We start from the raw sequence: 15,490 nt of genomic DNA, 5'->3' as shown, positions 1-15,490 counted from the left end.
GTCGCTCCTATATGAAACTGTCATCTTATCCAGTAATCCATGTAGTAGTATGCCTAAACAACCATTATTAGCAGATTGCAACGGATTTATACCACATTAACAGGATGACTTCATTATACGCGACGACGTTTTGGTGGGCGGCATCCGTTATGTGGAATTGGTGTAACGTCTTTGATCAGGTTTACTTCGAGACCTGCAGCTTGCAGGGAACGAATAGCTGCTTCACGACCAGCACCAGGACCTTTAACCATGACTTCCACCGCTTTCATACCATGCTCCATAGCCGCTTTGGCAGCTGTTTCAGCAGCCATTTGCGCAGCGAACGGGGTCGACTTACGGGAGCCTTTGAATCCAAGGCCGCCGGAGCTTGCCCAAGAAATCGCGTTTCCGTGAGGATCCGTAATCGTTACGATGGTATTGTTGAATGTGGAGCGGATATGAGCTACGCCACTTTCAATATTTTTGCGGTCACGACGTTTAGTACGTACGACTTTTTTTGGTTTAGCCATTGTCTTTTATCCCCCTTTCTTATTTCTTCTTGTTCGCTACGGTACGACGAGGACCTTTGCGTGTACGAGCATTGGTTTTTGTACGTTGTCCACGAACCGGCAATCCACGACGGTGACGAATACCGCGGTAGCAGCCAATCTCCGTAAGACGTTTAATATTCAAGGAAATTTCACGACGCAGGTCACCTTCAACCTTAACCATACCATCGATCGTTTCGCGCAATTTGCTGACTTCATCTTCTGTCAAATCACGAACACGAGTGTCCGAGTTGATGCCAGTTTCTTTCAATACTTTCTGGGAAGTCGTTTTACCGATTCCGAAAATGTAAGTCAAGGCGATCTCAACGCGTTTGTCACGTGGTAAATCCACACCAGCTATACGAGCCATTTTACGCTACACCCCCTTCTTTAACCTTGTTTTTGTTTGTGTTTCGGATTTTCACAGATAACCATTACGTTCCCTTTGCGGCGAATGACTTTGCATTTCTCGCAAATAGGCTTTACAGAAGGTCTTACCTTCATGCTAATTACCTCCTCGTAGTTTTACATTGTAAAACCAGCTTCGAAACTAAAGTAGTTTATAACCGCTGCTGAGTTTTACGTCAGTAAAACCGCTTCGCAGCTTTCCTTGATTCCCCGGGGGAACCCTAAATCTATTTACGGTACGTGATACGACCTTTGGTTAAATCATACGGCGAGAGTTGAACAACCACTTTATCTCCTGTAAGGATACGGATAAAGTGCATCCGCAACTTTCCGGAAACATGAGCGAGAATTTGATGACCATTCTCCAGCTCGACTTTAAAGGTAGCATTCGGCAACGGCTCTATGACCGTACCTTCGACTTCAATGACATCTTCTTTAGCCACAGTTAGTCTCCTTTCTGATCTGCCTTGGATTTATCGGGAACAATCCGACTTACTGCGAACCGCAGCTTGCCGTTGGTTACCCGACCGCTTTCTTGCAAACTGTTTACCACTTCACTGCTGATCATGGATTGAGGCTCCAGATGAAGAACGTTCTTCTTCTTAGCTCCGTCAAACTTGCGTTTGTCCCCATCCGCGATCCGTACGAACCGGCTATCTTCAATTGATACGACAACGGCATACTGTCCGGCATCTCTGCCTTTCAGTATCTTAACAATCTGGCCTACCTGAAATGCGATCTCTTTATTCAAGTTTATCACCTATTCCGGGAGCTTCGTCAAGATTTCCATGCCTTCCGGCGTAACCGCTACAGTGTGCTCAAAATGGGCACATAACGAGCCGTCTACCGTCACAACCGTCCAATTGTCTTCCAGCGTCTTGACATGCCGTTTACCTGCGTTCACCATTGGCTCAATCGCGAGCACCATGCCCGGTTTGAGTCTCGGTCCGCGGTCAGGTATGCCATAGTTCGGAATTTGCGGATCTTCATGCAGCTCAGTACCCACACCATGACCAACGTACTCCCGGACGACAGAGAAGCCTGCATCCTCAATATGACGCTGTATGGCATGAGAGATTGTAAACAAGCGAATATCTGGTTTGATTAACTCAAGTCCAGCATAGAGCGAGCCCTCGGTTACATCCAGCAAGCGCTGGGCATCTTCGGATATTTCTCCTACGGCGTAGGTCCAAGCCGAATCCCCGTGGTACCCTTCATACTGGGCGCCAATATCAAACGTAACGATATCGCCTTCGATTAATTTGCGTTTGCCTGGAAATCCATGCACCAATTCTTCGTTGACTGATGCGCAAATGCTGGAAGGAAATCCGTTGTAGCCTTTGAAAGATGCCACTGCGCCTTGGCTGCGAATGAACTTATCGGCCATAGCATCGAGTTCTCCAGTCGTAATGCCCGGTTGAACGTAGGCTGCGAGAAGCTTATGGCATTCTGCCACAATTCTTCCCGCCTCTCTCATCAAGCTCAGTTCCGTTTCGGATTTACAAATGATCATTAGGCTTAACCTCGCAGTATTGACGTAATTTGTTCAGAAACCACGTCAATTTCCTGATCACCATCGATTTGACGCAAAAGACCTTTGTTCTCATAAAACGTGAGGAGTGGTGCTGTTTTGTTGATATATTCGTCTAGGCGAATGCCGACGCTCTCTTCATTATCATCGGAGCGTTGATACAGTTCGCCGCCGCATTTATCACAAATGCCTTCCTGTTTTGGAGGATTAAAGATCACATGATAAGTCGACCCGCAGTTTTTGCAAATCCGGCGACCTGTAAGGCGAGCCAGAAGCTTATCCCGATCCACTTTCAGGTTGATGACGTGATGCAGACCCGTATTCATACGGCCGAGGATGTTGTCCAGCGCTTCCGCTTGCGAAAGGGTTCTTGGAAAACCGTCCAATAAGAAACCTTTTTCGCAATCGGACTGCTGCAGACGCTCTTCCACAATACCGATCGTTACGTCATCTGGTACCAGCAGACCTTGGTCCATGTATTCTTTAGCTTTAATCCCGATAGGAGTTCCTTGTTTGATCGCGAGGCGAAATGCATCGCCTGTTGAGATATGAGGAATGCCGAATGCATTGACAATGTTCTCTGCTTGTGTTCCTTTTCCTGCCCCAGGAGGACCCATGAATAAGATGTTCACCTTACATCACTCCCTCCCCTTGCTCTAGTAGCAAGAACAACACAATAGGCGCCGGGAAGCAATATAGACCACTCGCCGGAACCTATCGCCTATTTATTGATGAAACCTTTGTAATGACGTTTGATCAATTGGCTTTCGATCTGCTTCATCGTATCCAGTGCAACACCGACAACGATCAAGAGGGATGTACCACCAATTTGAACCGTACGCGGAAGACCTGCTAGTGCTCCTAAGAACACCGGAAGCACAGAGATCGCAGCCAGGAACAATGCTCCTGTCATGGTCAGACGAGTCATAACCCGAGTCAGATACTTCTCAGTAGCTTTACCAGGACGAATACCTGGTACATAGCCGCCGTTCTTCTTCATGTTATCAGCCATTTGGTTTGGATTCATCTGCACAAAGGTGTAGAAGAATGTGAAACCAATGATCATCAGAACATACAGGACCATTCCAAGCGGGCTATCGTAGGCCAGGTTTCGGTCAATCCATTGTGCCCAAGGCAGATGTGCCCAGAAGCTCGCCAGAATAACCGGGAACTGGAGAAGCGACATTGCAAAGATGACCGGAATAACGCCTGCTCCGTTAATCTTCAGTGGAATGTGTGTGTTCTGTCCGCCGTACATTTTGTTACCGACAACACGCTTCGCGTATTGAACCGGAATCTTACGGATACCTTGCTGAATGAAGACAACGCCCGTTATGATCAGAATCAAGACCAAGACAATGATCACGAACTTCAGGATATTCATGAACGTTTGACCGTCCACGATGAAGTTGGATTCCACCATTGTACGGATGTGCATCGGAATACCAGCCGCGATACCTGCAAAGATAATGATCGAAATACCGTTACCGATTCCACGTTCCGTAATCTGCTCACCGAGCCACATCAAGAACGCTGTACCTGCGGTAAGTACGATCGCGATAACAATAAAATCAATAGAAGTTGCTCCAGGCACCATATCCATGCCGTACATACGGTTAAAACCAATGGACATAGCGAAAGCCTGGATAATAGCCAAGATTATCGTGCCGTAACGCGTAACTTGAGCCAACTGCTTTTTCCCGTGTTCCCCTTGTTTGTTCCATTCCGAAAACTTTGGAATGACGTCCATTGATAACAACTGCACGATAATGGACGCAGTAATATATGGAAATATCGAAAGAGCGAAAATCGAGAACTGCGATAGTGCGCCTCCCGAGAACGTGTTAAGGAGACCAAACAATTCATTACCTGCCTGATTCGTCTGTGTAAAGACATCTTTGTTGACACCGGGAACCGGTACAAATGAGCCGATACGGAAAATGATCAAAACGAACAAGGTGAATGCAATCCGTGTACGGAGCTCCTCGACACGCCATATATTTTTCAGGGTCTTAAACATTAGATCACCTCGGTTTTACCGCCGGCAGCCTCGATCTTCTCTACCGCAGATTGAGAAAACTTATTAGCTTTTACAGTCAAAGAAACGGTAACCTCACCGTTGCCAAGAATTTTGATTCCGCTTTTCGTATTGTTGACAATACCGCTCTCAACCAAAACTTCTGGAGTCACTTCAGTACCTGCTGCAAAGCTGTTAAGTTCTTCGATGTTCACAATCGCGTACTCTTTCCGAGTTGGGTTTACGAAACCGCGCTTCGGAAGACGACGATACAATGGGTTCTGTCCACCTTCGAAACCTGGACGTACACCACCGCCGGAACGAGAGTTTTGTCCTTTGTGACCGCGACCCGAAGTTTTACCCGTACCGCTACTTGTACCGCGTCCAACGCGCTTGCGCTCTTTGCGGGATCCAGGTGCTGGGCTCAGCTCATGTAACTTCATCGTTCGTTGCACCTCCTTAATATGTCCGGGAATAAATGGCCCGGGATTAACCTTCGATTTCTTTAACAGAAACCAGGTGATTTACTTTCTTGATCATTCCGCGAATTGCAGCGTTGTCGCTTTGTACCACGGAATGGTTGATTTTACGAAGTCCGAGTGTTTTCACGGTTGCACGCTGATCCTCTGGACGACCAATCACGCTGCGTACGAGGGTGATTTCAAGTTTAGCCATGAGATTCCCTCCTTAACCCAACAGCTCTTCGACGGATTTGCCGCGAAGCTTGGCAACATCTTCAGCACGCTTCAGGCGGGATAACCCTTCCAAAGTCGCATTGACCATGTTCATGGAGTTCGAAGAACCTAGAGATTTTGTCAAAATGTCGCCTACGCCAGCCAGTTCGAGTACTGCACGAACCGGACCGCCAGCGATAACTCCGGTACCTTCAGATGCTGGCTTCAATAATACTTTGCCTGCTCCGAAGTGACCTTGTACAAGGTGAGGAATAGTCGTTCCAACGAGTGGAACGTGAATCAGGTTTTTCTTAGCATCTTCAATACCTTTGCGGATCGCGTCTGGTACTTCGCCTGCTTTACCGATACCTGCTCCAACGTAGCCTTTTCCATCACCGACAACTACCAGTGCACTAAAGCTAAAACGCGTCCGCCTTTTACTACCTTAGCCACGCGGTTGATATTTACTACTCTTTCAGTCAGTTCTAAAGTGTTAGGATCTACACGCAAGTCGTTTACCTCCTTTTGAAAATATCTTAGAATTCAAGGCCTGCTTCGCGAGCTGCCTCTGCCAGAGCTTGAATACGTCCATGATACAAATATCCACCACGATCGAATACGATCGATTTATAACCTTTGTCTGCAGCACGTTTAGCAACGAGTTCGCCGACTTTACGAGCGGATTCAACGCTGCCGCCGTTCGTGATGTCGCTAACCAACTCTTTGTCCAGCGTGGAAGCCGATGCCAAAGTTACGCCAGCTACGTCATCAATCAGTTGAGCGTAAATGTGCTTGGAAGAACGGAACACGTTCAGACGTGGGCGTTCTGCTGTACCCTGAATTTTCTTACGAACACGCAAGTGTCTTTTCAGGCGAGCTTTGTTCTTGTCTTGTTTCGTGATCATGCTACTGTTTCCTCCCTTCAGTTATGCCTTAAGAGCTTCACTTTTAGACGCACAGGGTAAGTATGGAAAAAGAGATGTGTTACCCACCAGGTTATCCCCGGTTAGCTAACCTTACTTCTTCTTACCAGCTTTACCTTCCTTACGGATAATGCGTTCACCTTCGTATTTAATCCCTTTACCTTTGTAAGGCTCAGGCTCACGTACGGAACGGATCTTAGCAGCGTATGCACCTACGCGCTCTTTATCGATACCGCGAACAGTGATCTTTGTATTAGCTGGAACATCGAACTCGATGCCTGCTTCCGGTGTAATTTCAACTGGGTGGGAGTAGCCCACGTTCAGAACGATTTTATCTCCGGATTTGCTTGCACGGTATCCAACACCGACCAACTCAAGGTTTTTCGAGAATCCTTCAGTTACACCGCTGACCATATTCGAGACAACGCTGCGGGTCGTGCCGTGAAGAGAACGATGTGTTTTGTTGTCGGAAGGACGAACAACCGTGATTTCATTGTTTTCTACTGTAACTTGCATTTCTTTATGCAGTTCACGAGTCAAGGTGCCTTTAGGTCCTTTAACAGTGATTACAGTGTTATCCAGTGTGACTTCCACACCGCTTGGAATTGCAATTGGTTTACGACCAATACGGGACATTCATTACACCTCCTATCTTGTGACGTTAATTACCATACGTAGCAGAGAACTTCTCCGCCAGCTTTGGATTGACGAGCTTCTTTGTCGGTCATAACTCCCTTAGACGTGGAGATGATCGCGATACCCAAACCACCGAGTACACGTGGTACTTCGTTGCTCTTCGTGTAAACGCGAAGACCTGGTTTGCTGATTCTTTTGAGACCTGTGATTACGCGCTCGTTGTTGGAACCATACTTCAGGAATACACGAATGATCCCTTGTTTATTATCTTCCACAAACTCCGCATCACGGATGAAACCTTCACGCTTCAAAATGTCAGCGATTTGTTTCTTAATCGTCGAAGCAGGCATTTCTACCGTTTCGTGGCGAACCGTGTTCGCGTTACGAATACGAGTTAGCATATCTGCAATTGGATCGGACATAGTCATGTAGGATAAACCTCCTTCCCGTTTATAAACTTCTTACCAGCTTGCTTTTTTCACGCCAGGAATCTGGCCTTTATAAGCTAATTCACGGAAACAAATTCTGCAAATTTTAAACTTCTGCAGTACTGAATGTGGGCGACCACAACGTTCACAACGGGTATATGCCCGCACTTTGAATTTCGGTGTACGTTGTTGTTTAACTTTCATCGAAGTTTTTGCCACTTAGCCTGACACCTCCTAAATAGTTTCGGAGAAAAGAACAACCATCTTATTTCGCGAAAGGCATACCCAGTTGAGCAAGCAATTCACGGGACTCTTCGTCGGTTTTAGCTGTCGTTACGATAACGATGTCCATACCGCGAACTTTATCTACTTTGTCATACTCGATCTCAGGGAAGATGAGTTGCTCTTTCAGACCGAGCGTATAGTTACCGCGTCCGTCAAATGCTTTGGTGGACACGCCTTGAAAGTCACGTACACGTGGAAGTGTAACGTTGAACAGCTTATCGAGGAAGTAGTACATAGCTCACCGCGCAATGTTACCTTCACACCGATTGGCATGTTCTCACGCAGTTTGAAGCCCGCGATGGATTTCTTCGCACGGGTGATAACCGGTTTTTGACCAGCAATCAGCTGCATGTCGTTCACAGCGGAATCAAGTACCTTCGAGTTAGCTACAGCGTCGCCAACACCCATGTTGACTACAACCTTCTCGATTTTAGGAACTTGCATTACTGTTGAATAGCTAAACTTCTGCATCAGAGCAGGAGTTACTTCGTTCAAAAAACGCTCTTTCATTCTTGCTGCCATGATTCAAGGACCTCCTTTCTTAACCGTCTTATTTATCGATAACTTCTCCGGATTTTTTCGCTACGCGAACTTTTTTGCCGTTGTCCAGTACTTTGTAACCGATTCGGGTTACGTTTCCGCTCTTCGGATCAACGTGCATAACGTTCGATACATGGATCGGAGCTTCCTTCTCGATGATACCGCCTTGTGGGTTCATTTGATTTGGTTTTTGGTGTTTCTTAATCATGTTCACACCTTCAACCAAAACGCGATTTTCACGAGGGTACGCTGCGATGACACGGCCTTTTTTGCCTTTGTCCTTACCGCTGATGACGATAACTGTATCATCTTTTTTCACGTGCAGTTTATTGTTATGGGATTCCAGAACTTTTTTCACTTTAGGCATTCGTTACACCTCCTATGACTAGCCAGTTCAACTATTTATCGGGTTCCCGAAAAGTTACGTCACTTTTTGGGGTGTTTATTAGATTACTTCCGGAGCCAAGGAAACGATTTTCATGTAGTCTCTTTCGCGAAGTTCGCGAGCAACTGGTCCGAAAATACGAGTTCCGCGCGGGCTTCTGTCTTCTTTAACAACAACTGCTGCATTCTCATCAAAGGAGATGTAAGACCCGTCTTTACGACGTACCGTACGCTTCGTACGAACGACCACCGCTCTTACTACATCACCCTTTTTGACAACGCCACCAGGTGTTGCTTGTTTGACGGAACATACGATCAAATCACCGATTTGAGCTGTACGGCGTCCAGTACCACCCAATACGCGGATACACATCAGTTGCTTCGCACCGGAGTTGTCAGCAACAGCCAAACGTGTAAATGGTTGAATCATTGAAATTTCCTCCTTCCATCAGAAACTGATTCATATCTTTAGATGATAACCGCTTTTTCCACCACTTCTACCAGTCTCCAACGCTTATCTTTGGATAGTGGACGAGTTTCCATGATTCTAACGGTATCTCCGATTTGAGCTTCATTGTTCTCATCATGCGCTTTAAATTTCTTCGTGTATTTAATGCGCTTGTGATACAAGTCATGCTTCTTATAAGTTTCAACAGCAACTACGATGGTTTTATCCATTTTATCGCTGACAACCTTACCGATTTGCACTTTACGAGCATTGCGTTCTTCGCTCATTTGTTAGCCTCCTTCCTGAATACAGAACAGAGCGTTCCGCTTCATTAACTAATCCCAAGTTCTCTTTCACGGATAACGGTTTTAGCACGAGCTATTTCTTTGCGAACGTCACGGATCCGAGTAGGGTTATCAAGCTGGCCAGTGGCCAATTGAAAACGGAGATTAAAGAGTTCCTCTTTAAATCCGGAGATTTTTTGCTCGATTTCTGCAGTGGTTAAGTTACGCAGTTCATTAGCTTTCATTTGCTTCACCACCCACTTCTTCTCGTTTCACAAACTTCGTTTTAACAGGGAGCTTGTGAGCGGCGAGACGCATCGCTTCGCGGGCGATTTCCTCGGACACGCCTCCAAGTTCAAACATGATTTTGCCTGGTTTAACTACGGCAACCCATTTCTCAACGTTACCTTTACCGCTACCCATCCGCACTTCGAGAGGCTTTTGAGTGATCGGCTTATCTGGGAAAATCTTAATCCATACTTTACCACCACGACGAATGTAACGCGTCATCGCGATACGAGCAGCTTCGATTTGACGGTTGGTGATCCAACCTGGCTCTGTAGCCTGCAAACCGAATTCGCCGAAGGTTACTTCAGTACCGCCTTTAGCTTGACCTCTCATATGGCCGCGCTGTTGTTTGCGGTGTTTTACACGTTTTGGTACCAACATGATTAGTTGCCTCCTTCCTGAGCAGCTTGTTTCTTAGCCGTAGGAAGAACCTCTCCACGATAGATCCATACTTTCACGCCGATACGGCCGTAAGTCGTATGCGCTTCTGCTGTACCATAGTCGATGTCTGCACGAAGCGTATGAAGTGGAACAGTTCCTTCACTGTAGCCTTCCGTACGAGCAATCTCGGCTCCGCCAAGACGTCCGCTGACCGAAGTCTTAATCCCTTTCGCTCCAGAACGCATCGTTCTTTGAATTGCTTGCTTCAATGCACGACGGAAAGAAACACGACGTTCCAGTTGTTGTGCAATGCTCTCAGCAACAAGAATTGCGTCCAGCTCAGGGTTCTTAATTTCAGAGATGTTGATGTGAACTTTTTTCCCGCCAGCGATCTTAGTTACTTGACCGCGCAGTACTTCTACTTCGGATCCACCTTTACCGATAACCATACCTGGCTTCGCGGTGTGGATCGTCACGTTCACACGATTAGCCGCTCTCTCGATTTCAATACGGGATACAGCGGAGTCTTTCAATTTATTTTTCAGGTATTCACGGATTTTCACGTCTTCCAGCAAAAGATCACCGAAATCTTTGCCTGCATACCATTTGGATTCCCAATCACGGATAATACCGATACGGAGTCCTACTGGATTTACCTTTTGGCCCACACGTTTTCCCTCCTTATTTTTCAGCTACCACCAAAGTAATGTGGCTGGTGCGTTTATTGATCCGGCTTGCACGTCCCATTGCACGCGGGCGGAAACGTTTCATAGTCGGTCCTTGGTTGACATAAGCTTGGGTAACAACCAATTTATTAACGTCCAAAGAATAGTTATGCTCTGCATTCGCAATAGCCGAGTTCAGCAGCTTCTCGAGTACCGGAGATGCAGCCTTCGGAGTATGACGCAGAATTGCGATCGCTTCGCCGACTTGCTTGCCGCGAATCAAGTCAACAACGAGTTGAGCTTTACGAGGAGCAATACGAATCGATCTAGCATGTGCTTTTGCTTCCATATGTTTAACCTCCTCTCAAACAAAGAGCTTCAATAATTATCTTCTTGTCTTCTTATCATCTTCGTGACCTTTGTAAGTACGAGTTGGTGCGAACTCACCCAACTTATGTCCTACCATGTCCTCTGTAACGTATACTGGCACGTGCTTACGGCCATCGTATACACCGAACGTGTGACCGATGAATTGCGGGAAAATAGTGGAACGACGGGACCATGTTTTAATCACAGCTTTTTTGCTAGCGCTGTTCATGTCCTCTACTTTCTTAAGCAGATATCCGTCAATAAAAGGTCCTTTTTTCAAACTACGACTCATATTGAGATCCTCCCTTCACCAAATTGTCTCGTTACCTTCGGGCCGTTCACGAAGCTATGCACAAAAGCGCATTACTTCGTGCGGCGGCGAACGATATATTTGTCAGAAGCTTTACCTTTTTTACGTGTCTTGTAACCAAGGGTTGGTTTACCCCATGGAGACATAGGCGATTTGCGTCCGATTGGAGCGCGACCTTCACCACCACCGTGAGGGTGATCGTTAGGGTTCATGACCACACCGCGTACTTCTGGACGTTGTCCAAGCCAGCGGCTACGGCCTGCTTTACCGATTTTGATCAACTCATGGTCTTGGTTACCCACAGATCCGATGGTTGCACGGCAAACTTTCAGGATACGACGAACTTCGCCGGAAGAAAGACGAACTGTTACGTACTTATCTTCTTTACCGAGAAGCTGTGCTTCTGTACCAGCAGCACGAACCAATTGTCCGCCTTTGCCTGGCTTCAATTCAATGTTGTGGATAACCGTACCAACTGGAATGTTTTCCAGTGGAAGTGCGTTACCGATTTTGATGTCGGCACCTGCTCCAGATACAACTTGATCTCCAACTTTCAGACCTTTTGGAGCGATGATATAACGCTTCTCACCATCAACATAGTGAATCAGAGCGATATTGGAAGTACGGTTCGGATCGTATTCGATTGTAGCAACGCGACCTGGAATGCCGTCTTTGTTACGTTTGAAATCGATGATACGGTATTTACGTTTGTGTCCGCCGCCATGGTGACGAACCGTAATTTTACCTTGGTTGTTACGGCCAGCTGTTTTGCTCAGTGGCGCCAAGAGCGATTTCTCCGGCTGATTCGTGGTGATTTCTTCGAATGTCGACACGGACATGTTCCGTCTTGCCGGGGATGTCGGTTTATACTTTTTAATAGGCACTGTGTTTTCCCTCCTTACTTGAAGATTTCTTATTCAACCGCTTCAAAGAACTCGAGCGGCTTGCTGTCCGGAGCCAAAGTCACGATCGCTTTCTTCCACTCGGTTGTGTAACCGTTGTAACGGCCATAACGTTTTGGTTTAGCTGGAACACGCATTGTGTTCACGTTAGCTACTTTAACTTTGAAAATAGCTTCTACAGCTTGCTTGATCTCGGTCTTGTTAGCACGGATATCCACTTCAAAAGCGTATTTCAGCTCTGCCATGTATTCAGCCGTACGTTCCGTGATCACCGGGCGCTTGATTATATCGCGTGGGTCTTTCATTACGCGAGCACCTCCTCTACCTTCTGAACTGCTTCCTTCGTAATGATCAGTTGATCGTACGACAGTACGTCAAGAACATTAATGCCGTCCGCCGCTACGAATTTCACACCAGGAATATTACGTGCGGAAAGGGCTACGTTATCATCATAGCTAGGAGCAACGATCAGAGCTTTACGTCCAACTTTCAGGTTGCTAAGAATGTTAGCAAACTCCTTCGTTTTCGGTGTGCTCAGGCTCAATTGATCCAATACGATAATCGAGTTATCAATCACTTTGGAAGACAAAGCGGATTTGATCGCTAGACGACGAACCTTCTTAGGAAGTTTAAATGTATAGCTACGCGGAGTTGGTCCAAATACGACGCCGCCGCCTTTCCATTGTGGTGAACGAATCGAACCTTGACGAGCACGGCCGGTACCTTTTTGTTTCCAAGGCTTACGTCCGCCGCCACGTACTTCAGAACGTCCTTTCACTTTGTGCGTGCCGCGACGAAGGGAAGCGCGCTGCAACAATACTGCGCTGTGCAGTACGTGTGCGTTCGGTTCGATACCGAATACCGCTTCATTCAATTCAACTTCGCCAACTTGGCTACCGCTGACATTATAAAGTGCTACTTTAGGCATTTCTTGTTCCTCCTTTCTTCAGTCGATTATTTCTTCACCGTTTCTTTGACTTGAACGTAACCTTTTTTAGGTCCTGGAATGGAGCCTTTAACAAGGATTACATTACGCTCTGCGTCTACTTTAATGACTTCAAGCTTTTGAATCGTAACGGTCTCATGCCCCATGTGACCTGGCAGGCGTTTACCTTTTGGTACACGGTTAGCCTGGATCGAACCCATGGAACCTGGTCTACGGTGATAACGGGAACCGTGAGACATTGGTCCGCGGCTTTGGCCCCAGCGTTTAATAACACCTTGGAAACCTTTACCTTTCGAAATACCTGTTACGTCAACAAATTCGCCTTCTGCGAAGACATCAGCCTTCAGCTCTTGTCCAACCTCGACACTCGCGAGGTCAACACCGCGAATTTCGCGAACGTAGCGCTTAGGCGCAGTGTTAGCTTTTTTCGCATGTCCTGCTTCAGGTTTGTTAGATCTGTTTTCCTTCTTATCAGAGAAACCAACTTGGATCGCTTCGTATCCATCGTTTTCCAGATCTTTCTTTTGTAGAACAACACAAGGACCTGCTTCGATAACCGTTACAGGAATTACAATACCTTCAGGGGTAAATACTTGAGTCATTCCTAGCTTTCTACCTAAGATACCTTTCATGTTGACACCTCTTTTCCTTCTCTAATTCGTTATGCTAGTCTTACAGTTTAATTTCGATATCTACACCGGACGGCAGGTCCAAGCGCATCAAGGCATCCACAGTTTGTGGAGTCGGGTTCACGATGTCGATCAAGCGCTTATGTGTGCGCATCTCGAACTGCTCCCGAGAATCCTTATACTTGTGCACCGCACGGAGAATGGTAATTACTTGTTTCTCAGTTGGCAGCGGGATCGGACCGGATACACCTGCACCAGAACGTTTTGCTGTCTCAACAATTTTCTCAGCGGATTGATCAAGAACTCTGTGGTCGTATGCTTTCAAGCGAATACGAATTTTTTGCTTTGCCATTTTATTCCCTCCTTCTATCGCCCAATTTGGTATCGGACATACTCCGTGAAAATTTTCCAAAACACCTGCCTCATGGCAAAGGGGCCGGGTGTGTCGGTAACCTCTCACATCATCGCAACGTCGCAGAACAACATTCACTATTATATAGAAAAGATAGGCGCATTGCAAGCAATAATTCAGATTCTTATCTAATTTATAATTGGTCCGTTCTCGTTCGGAATACTTCGGCTGAACTTGCCGCTTCTGACGTCGCTTCTCCAATACTTCCTATGGTAATAGACAATCGTTTCATTTCCTTTTCTGCAGCAACCATTTGCTCCGCACTCGTCTGTACCGATGATAGGATATCCATGAACAACTGACTCGTTTCTTCTGATTGCTCGCTTCCTTCCTTGGCTAGCTGCTGCACATGCTTTATTGCATGAACTACCTCCGCCGTAATCGCGCGCGACTGTTGCGCAATACCCGTTATACGGCTTACCGTTGATTTGGTATCCTCGGATAACCGGCTAACTTCCTGCGCGACGACCGCAAAGCCTCTCCCGTGCTCGCCTGCGCGCGCAGCTTCTATTGTAGCATTCAATGATAGCAGTTTGATTTGCGCTGCGATCTCTTCAACACTCACAGCGATATGAGCAATCTGTCTGGATGATTCGTTCAGCTCCTGAATGGCGCTTTGCATCTCTGCTGTGCTTCCATCGATCTTATTGATTTGAGAGGTTAGTTCTTCTATCTTCATTTCTCCTGCTTTGGCATACGCAATCGATGCCTGTGCGGTCTTCGATGTGCTATGAAATGTACCGGTCACTTCATCGCTGCTGGATAATAGTTTTTCAACCGCTTCATTTATATCGAGAGTCAGTTCTGACAGATCGCTCACAAATACCGTAATGTTTTGCTTCAGTTCTGCCTTAACTTGCTCGTATTGTCTCTGTTTCTCATTGATATTTTCCTTCTCGTACGCTTCCAATACCAATTGTTGTTCTAAGCTAAGCAATTTCGTAATCGTTGTGATTACCTTTATGCCCGATGCTTCTGTACCCACTTCTTCATAGATCAGCTTGATGAATTCATTTTGCAAGTTTTGAAAAGCGGATAAATACCATTTCGGTTCCAAACCTACCCGCTTATGTACCTCAGCAATTCGCAACCTCTTGGCTACATAAGCTTCGTTGATCTCTCCGTTAAAAATCTCCAATAGATGGTGTTTGAGTGTCTGTTTCAATCTGTCTATCGTACTATGCTCCACAATGATATCCCGCAGCTTGTCCACGTCGACAACGGATTGATAGAATGCCTCTGTAATTTCATCCAGCTTCTCCTCCATCCGCGACCGCAGTTCTTTAAGTAGGGCAAGATCGGAATCCGTCAAACCGATCATTCTCATCTGTTTGTTCAGTTCTCCCAGATCATCATGATAGATGAAGCTCTCTTCTTTCTTCTCGTACACAGAATTGTTTTCGACGGCTAATACAGCAGCATTCTTTTTCGAAAAACCAAACGGACATTTCATCGGATCTTGCGCTCCATTCGTCATTATGTAATTACTTCTACTCAATAAGC

Annotated in this window: 28 protein-coding genes and 2 pseudogenes; all 30 read right to left on the bottom strand. The window is 46.4% G+C overall.

Going from position 1 to position 15,490, the window contains the following annotated elements:
• Window positions 1-113: 113 nt before the first annotated feature.
• The gene (gene rpsK / locus JCM10914_RS22380; RefSeq protein ID WP_009589209.1) at window positions 114-509 is read right to left on the bottom strand and encodes a 30S ribosomal protein S11; all 396 of its coding nucleotides are present in this window, start codon (window positions 507-509) and stop codon (window positions 114-116) included.
• Between the two features lie 19 nt (window positions 510-528).
• Complete coding sequence (rpsM, locus tag JCM10914_RS22375) at window positions 529-897, bottom strand: 30S ribosomal protein S13 (RefSeq protein WP_023964951.1); 369 nt, start codon at window positions 895-897, stop codon at window positions 529-531.
• Between the two features lie 20 nt (window positions 898-917).
• On the bottom strand, window positions 918-1,031 hold the full coding sequence (gene rpmJ, locus JCM10914_RS22370; protein WP_003333770.1) for a 50S ribosomal protein L36: 114 nt from the start codon (window positions 1,029-1,031) through the stop codon (window positions 918-920).
• 131 nt (window positions 1,032-1,162) lie between these two features.
• Complete coding sequence (gene infA, locus JCM10914_RS22365; RefSeq protein WP_006212898.1) at window positions 1,163-1,378, bottom strand: translation initiation factor IF-1; 216 nt, start codon at window positions 1,376-1,378, stop codon at window positions 1,163-1,165.
• 2 nt (window positions 1,379-1,380) lie between these two features.
• Window positions 1,381-1,686: a KOW domain-containing RNA-binding protein gene (locus JCM10914_RS22360; RefSeq protein WP_023964949.1), complete on the bottom strand. Its 306-nt coding sequence runs from the start codon at window positions 1,684-1,686 to the stop codon at window positions 1,381-1,383.
• A 9-nt stretch (window positions 1,687-1,695) separates the two neighbouring features.
• Window positions 1,696-2,448, bottom strand: coding sequence for a type I methionyl aminopeptidase (map, locus tag JCM10914_RS22355; protein WP_023964947.1), 753 nt, complete (start codon window positions 2,446-2,448; stop codon window positions 1,696-1,698).
• A gap of 5 nt (window positions 2,449-2,453) precedes the next feature.
• Complete coding sequence (locus JCM10914_RS22350; protein ID WP_036719598.1) at window positions 2,454-3,098, bottom strand: adenylate kinase; 645 nt, start codon at window positions 3,096-3,098, stop codon at window positions 2,454-2,456.
• An 89-nt stretch (window positions 3,099-3,187) separates the two neighbouring features.
• Window positions 3,188-4,486 (bottom strand): preprotein translocase subunit SecY, encoded by a 1,299-nt coding sequence (gene secY, locus JCM10914_RS22345; protein WP_023964943.1) that lies wholly within the window; start codon window positions 4,484-4,486, stop codon window positions 3,188-3,190.
• On the bottom strand, window positions 4,486-4,926 hold the full coding sequence (gene rplO / locus JCM10914_RS22340) for a 50S ribosomal protein L15 (RefSeq protein WP_006212903.1): 441 nt from the start codon (window positions 4,924-4,926) through the stop codon (window positions 4,486-4,488). The genes secY and rplO overlap by 1 nt, the downstream gene beginning before the upstream one ends.
• A gap of 46 nt (window positions 4,927-4,972) precedes the next feature.
• Window positions 4,973-5,158 carry a 50S ribosomal protein L30 gene (rpmD, locus tag JCM10914_RS22335; protein ID WP_006212904.1) on the bottom strand — a complete coding sequence of 62 codons (186 nt, stop codon included), beginning with the start codon at window positions 5,156-5,158 and terminating at the stop codon, window positions 4,973-4,975.
• A gap of 12 nt (window positions 5,159-5,170) precedes the next feature.
• Window positions 5,171-5,667, bottom strand: a pseudogene (rpsE, locus tag JCM10914_RS22330) (30S ribosomal protein S5).
• A 26-nt stretch (window positions 5,668-5,693) separates the two neighbouring features.
• Window positions 5,694-6,062: a 50S ribosomal protein L18 gene (gene rplR, locus JCM10914_RS22325; RefSeq protein WP_023964939.1), complete on the bottom strand. Its 369-nt coding sequence runs from the start codon at window positions 6,060-6,062 to the stop codon at window positions 5,694-5,696.
• A 111-nt stretch (window positions 6,063-6,173) separates the two neighbouring features.
• Entirely contained in the window at window positions 6,174-6,716 is a 543-nt protein-coding gene (gene rplF, locus JCM10914_RS22320) for a 50S ribosomal protein L6 (RefSeq protein ID WP_023964937.1), read from the bottom strand.
• A gap of 29 nt (window positions 6,717-6,745) precedes the next feature.
• Complete coding sequence (gene rpsH, locus JCM10914_RS22315; RefSeq protein ID WP_006212908.1) at window positions 6,746-7,144, bottom strand: 30S ribosomal protein S8; 399 nt, start codon at window positions 7,142-7,144, stop codon at window positions 6,746-6,748.
• A gap of 33 nt (window positions 7,145-7,177) precedes the next feature.
• Window positions 7,178-7,363, bottom strand: coding sequence for a type Z 30S ribosomal protein S14 (locus tag JCM10914_RS28595; RefSeq protein WP_013312154.1), 186 nt, complete (start codon window positions 7,361-7,363; stop codon window positions 7,178-7,180).
• 46 nt (window positions 7,364-7,409) lie between these two features.
• Window positions 7,410-7,951 (bottom strand): annotated as a pseudogene (rplE, locus tag JCM10914_RS22310) (50S ribosomal protein L5).
• A 28-nt stretch (window positions 7,952-7,979) separates the two neighbouring features.
• Window positions 7,980-8,336 (bottom strand): 50S ribosomal protein L24, encoded by a 357-nt coding sequence (rplX, locus tag JCM10914_RS22305; RefSeq protein WP_023964931.1) that lies wholly within the window; start codon window positions 8,334-8,336, stop codon window positions 7,980-7,982.
• Between the two features lie 78 nt (window positions 8,337-8,414).
• On the bottom strand, window positions 8,415-8,783 hold the full coding sequence (rplN, locus tag JCM10914_RS22300) for a 50S ribosomal protein L14 (RefSeq protein ID WP_023964929.1): 369 nt from the start codon (window positions 8,781-8,783) through the stop codon (window positions 8,415-8,417).
• Between the two features lie 38 nt (window positions 8,784-8,821).
• Window positions 8,822-9,088, bottom strand: coding sequence for a 30S ribosomal protein S17 (gene rpsQ / locus JCM10914_RS22295; RefSeq protein WP_023964927.1), 267 nt, complete (start codon window positions 9,086-9,088; stop codon window positions 8,822-8,824).
• A gap of 44 nt (window positions 9,089-9,132) precedes the next feature.
• On the bottom strand, window positions 9,133-9,330 hold the full coding sequence (rpmC, locus tag JCM10914_RS22290) for a 50S ribosomal protein L29 (RefSeq protein ID WP_023964925.1): 198 nt from the start codon (window positions 9,328-9,330) through the stop codon (window positions 9,133-9,135).
• A complete protein-coding gene (gene rplP, locus JCM10914_RS22285; protein ID WP_023964923.1) occupies window positions 9,320-9,754 on the bottom strand; it encodes a 50S ribosomal protein L16 in 435 nt (144 codons plus the stop codon). The genes rpmC and rplP overlap by 11 nt, the downstream gene beginning before the upstream one ends.
• A 2-nt stretch (window positions 9,755-9,756) precedes the next feature.
• Window positions 9,757-10,422, bottom strand: coding sequence for a 30S ribosomal protein S3 (gene rpsC, locus JCM10914_RS22280; protein WP_006212915.1), 666 nt, complete (start codon window positions 10,420-10,422; stop codon window positions 9,757-9,759).
• A 13-nt stretch (window positions 10,423-10,435) separates the two neighbouring features.
• Complete coding sequence (rplV, locus tag JCM10914_RS22275) at window positions 10,436-10,768, bottom strand: 50S ribosomal protein L22 (protein WP_023964921.1); 333 nt, start codon at window positions 10,766-10,768, stop codon at window positions 10,436-10,438.
• A 36-nt stretch (window positions 10,769-10,804) separates the two neighbouring features.
• The gene (gene rpsS, locus JCM10914_RS22270; RefSeq protein WP_023964919.1) at window positions 10,805-11,080 is read right to left on the bottom strand and encodes a 30S ribosomal protein S19; all 276 of its coding nucleotides are present in this window, start codon (window positions 11,078-11,080) and stop codon (window positions 10,805-10,807) included.
• 71 nt (window positions 11,081-11,151) lie between these two features.
• Complete coding sequence (gene rplB, locus JCM10914_RS22265) at window positions 11,152-11,982, bottom strand: 50S ribosomal protein L2 (protein WP_023964917.1); 831 nt, start codon at window positions 11,980-11,982, stop codon at window positions 11,152-11,154.
• Between the two features lie 29 nt (window positions 11,983-12,011).
• A complete protein-coding gene (rplW, locus tag JCM10914_RS22260; protein WP_023964915.1) occupies window positions 12,012-12,305 on the bottom strand; it encodes a 50S ribosomal protein L23 in 294 nt (97 codons plus the stop codon).
• A complete protein-coding gene (gene rplD, locus JCM10914_RS22255; RefSeq protein WP_023964913.1) occupies window positions 12,305-12,928 on the bottom strand; it encodes a 50S ribosomal protein L4 in 624 nt (207 codons plus the stop codon). Before rplD ends, rplW begins: the two co-directional genes overlap by 1 nt.
• Before the next feature lie 26 nt (window positions 12,929-12,954).
• On the bottom strand, window positions 12,955-13,578 hold the full coding sequence (gene rplC / locus JCM10914_RS22250; protein ID WP_036719583.1) for a 50S ribosomal protein L3: 624 nt from the start codon (window positions 13,576-13,578) through the stop codon (window positions 12,955-12,957).
• A 40-nt stretch (window positions 13,579-13,618) separates the two neighbouring features.
• Window positions 13,619-13,927, bottom strand: coding sequence for a 30S ribosomal protein S10 (gene rpsJ, locus JCM10914_RS22245; protein WP_009589214.1), 309 nt, complete (start codon window positions 13,925-13,927; stop codon window positions 13,619-13,621).
• 193 nt (window positions 13,928-14,120) lie between these two features.
• Window positions 14,121-15,464 carry a globin-coupled sensor protein gene (locus tag JCM10914_RS22240; RefSeq protein ID WP_023964909.1) on the bottom strand — a complete coding sequence of 448 codons (1,344 nt, stop codon included), beginning with the start codon at window positions 15,462-15,464 and terminating at the stop codon, window positions 14,121-14,123.
• Between the last annotated feature and the right edge of the window lie 26 nt (window positions 15,465-15,490).

Source organism: Paenibacillus sp. JCM 10914 (assembly GCF_001315105.1).
Taxonomy (GTDB): domain Bacteria; phylum Bacillota; class Bacilli; order Paenibacillales; family Paenibacillaceae; genus Paenibacillus_AQ.
The sequence above is the reverse complement of the archived record's forward strand: the minus strand, read 5'-3'. Positions and strand labels throughout refer to the sequence as shown.

Excerpts from the sequence above, each read along its gene's own strand:
- rplO (WP_006212903.1), bottom strand. The coding sequence starts at position 4,926 with ATGAAGTTACATGAGCTGAGCCCAGCACCTGGATCCCGCAAAGAGCGC.
- rpsK (WP_009589209.1), bottom strand. The coding sequence starts at position 509 with ATGGCTAAACCAAAAAAAGTCGTACGTACTAAACGTCGTGACCGCAAA.
- rplV (WP_023964921.1), bottom strand. The coding sequence starts at position 10,768 with ATGGAAGCAAAAGCACATGCTAGATCGATTCGTATTGCTCCTCGTAAA.
- rplR (WP_023964939.1), bottom strand. The coding sequence starts at position 6,062 with ATGATCACGAAACAAGACAAGAACAAAGCTCGCCTGAAAAGACACTTG.
- rpsQ (WP_023964927.1), bottom strand. The coding sequence starts at position 9,088 with ATGAGCGAAGAACGCAATGCTCGTAAAGTGCAAATCGGTAAGGTTGTC.
- map (WP_023964947.1), bottom strand. The coding sequence starts at position 2,448 with ATGATCATTTGTAAATCCGAAACGGAACTGAGCTTGATGAGAGAGGCG.
- rplW (WP_023964915.1), bottom strand. The coding sequence starts at position 12,305 with ATGAAAGACCCACGCGATATAATCAAGCGCCCGGTGATCACGGAACGT.
- rplF (WP_023964937.1), bottom strand. The coding sequence starts at position 6,716 with ATGTCCCGTATTGGTCGTAAACCAATTGCAATTCCAAGCGGTGTGGAA.
- rplD (WP_023964913.1), bottom strand. The coding sequence starts at position 12,928 with ATGCCTAAAGTAGCACTTTATAATGTCAGCGGTAGCCAAGTTGGCGAA.
- rplP (WP_023964923.1), bottom strand. The coding sequence starts at position 9,754 with ATGTTGGTACCAAAACGTGTAAAACACCGCAAACAACAGCGCGGCCAT.
- JCM10914_RS22240 (WP_023964909.1), bottom strand. The coding sequence starts at position 15,464 with ATGACGAATGGAGCGCAAGATCCGATGAAATGTCCGTTTGGTTTTTCG.
- rpmC (WP_023964925.1), bottom strand. The coding sequence starts at position 9,330 with ATGAAAGCTAATGAACTGCGTAACTTAACCACTGCAGAAATCGAGCAA.
- rpsS (WP_023964919.1), bottom strand. The coding sequence starts at position 11,080 with ATGAGTCGTAGTTTGAAAAAAGGACCTTTTATTGACGGATATCTGCTT.
- rpmD (WP_006212904.1), bottom strand. The coding sequence starts at position 5,158 with ATGGCTAAACTTGAAATCACCCTCGTACGCAGCGTGATTGGTCGTCCA.
- rplC (WP_036719583.1), bottom strand. The coding sequence starts at position 13,578 with ATGAAAGGTATCTTAGGTAGAAAGCTAGGAATGACTCAAGTATTTACC.
- rpsM (WP_023964951.1), bottom strand. The coding sequence starts at position 897 with ATGGCTCGTATAGCTGGTGTGGATTTACCACGTGACAAACGCGTTGAG.
- rpmJ (WP_003333770.1), bottom strand. The coding sequence starts at position 1,031 with ATGAAGGTAAGACCTTCTGTAAAGCCTATTTGCGAGAAATGCAAAGTC.
- secY (WP_023964943.1), bottom strand. The coding sequence starts at position 4,486 with ATGTTTAAGACCCTGAAAAATATATGGCGTGTCGAGGAGCTCCGTACA.
- rpsJ (WP_009589214.1), bottom strand. The coding sequence starts at position 13,927 with ATGGCAAAGCAAAAAATTCGTATTCGCTTGAAAGCATACGACCACAGA.
- rpsH (WP_006212908.1), bottom strand. The coding sequence starts at position 7,144 with ATGACTATGTCCGATCCAATTGCAGATATGCTAACTCGTATTCGTAAC.
- rplX (WP_023964931.1), bottom strand. The coding sequence starts at position 8,336 with ATGCCTAAAGTGAAAAAAGTTCTGGAATCCCATAACAATAAACTGCAC.
- rplN (WP_023964929.1), bottom strand. The coding sequence starts at position 8,783 with ATGATTCAACCATTTACACGTTTGGCTGTTGCTGACAACTCCGGTGCG.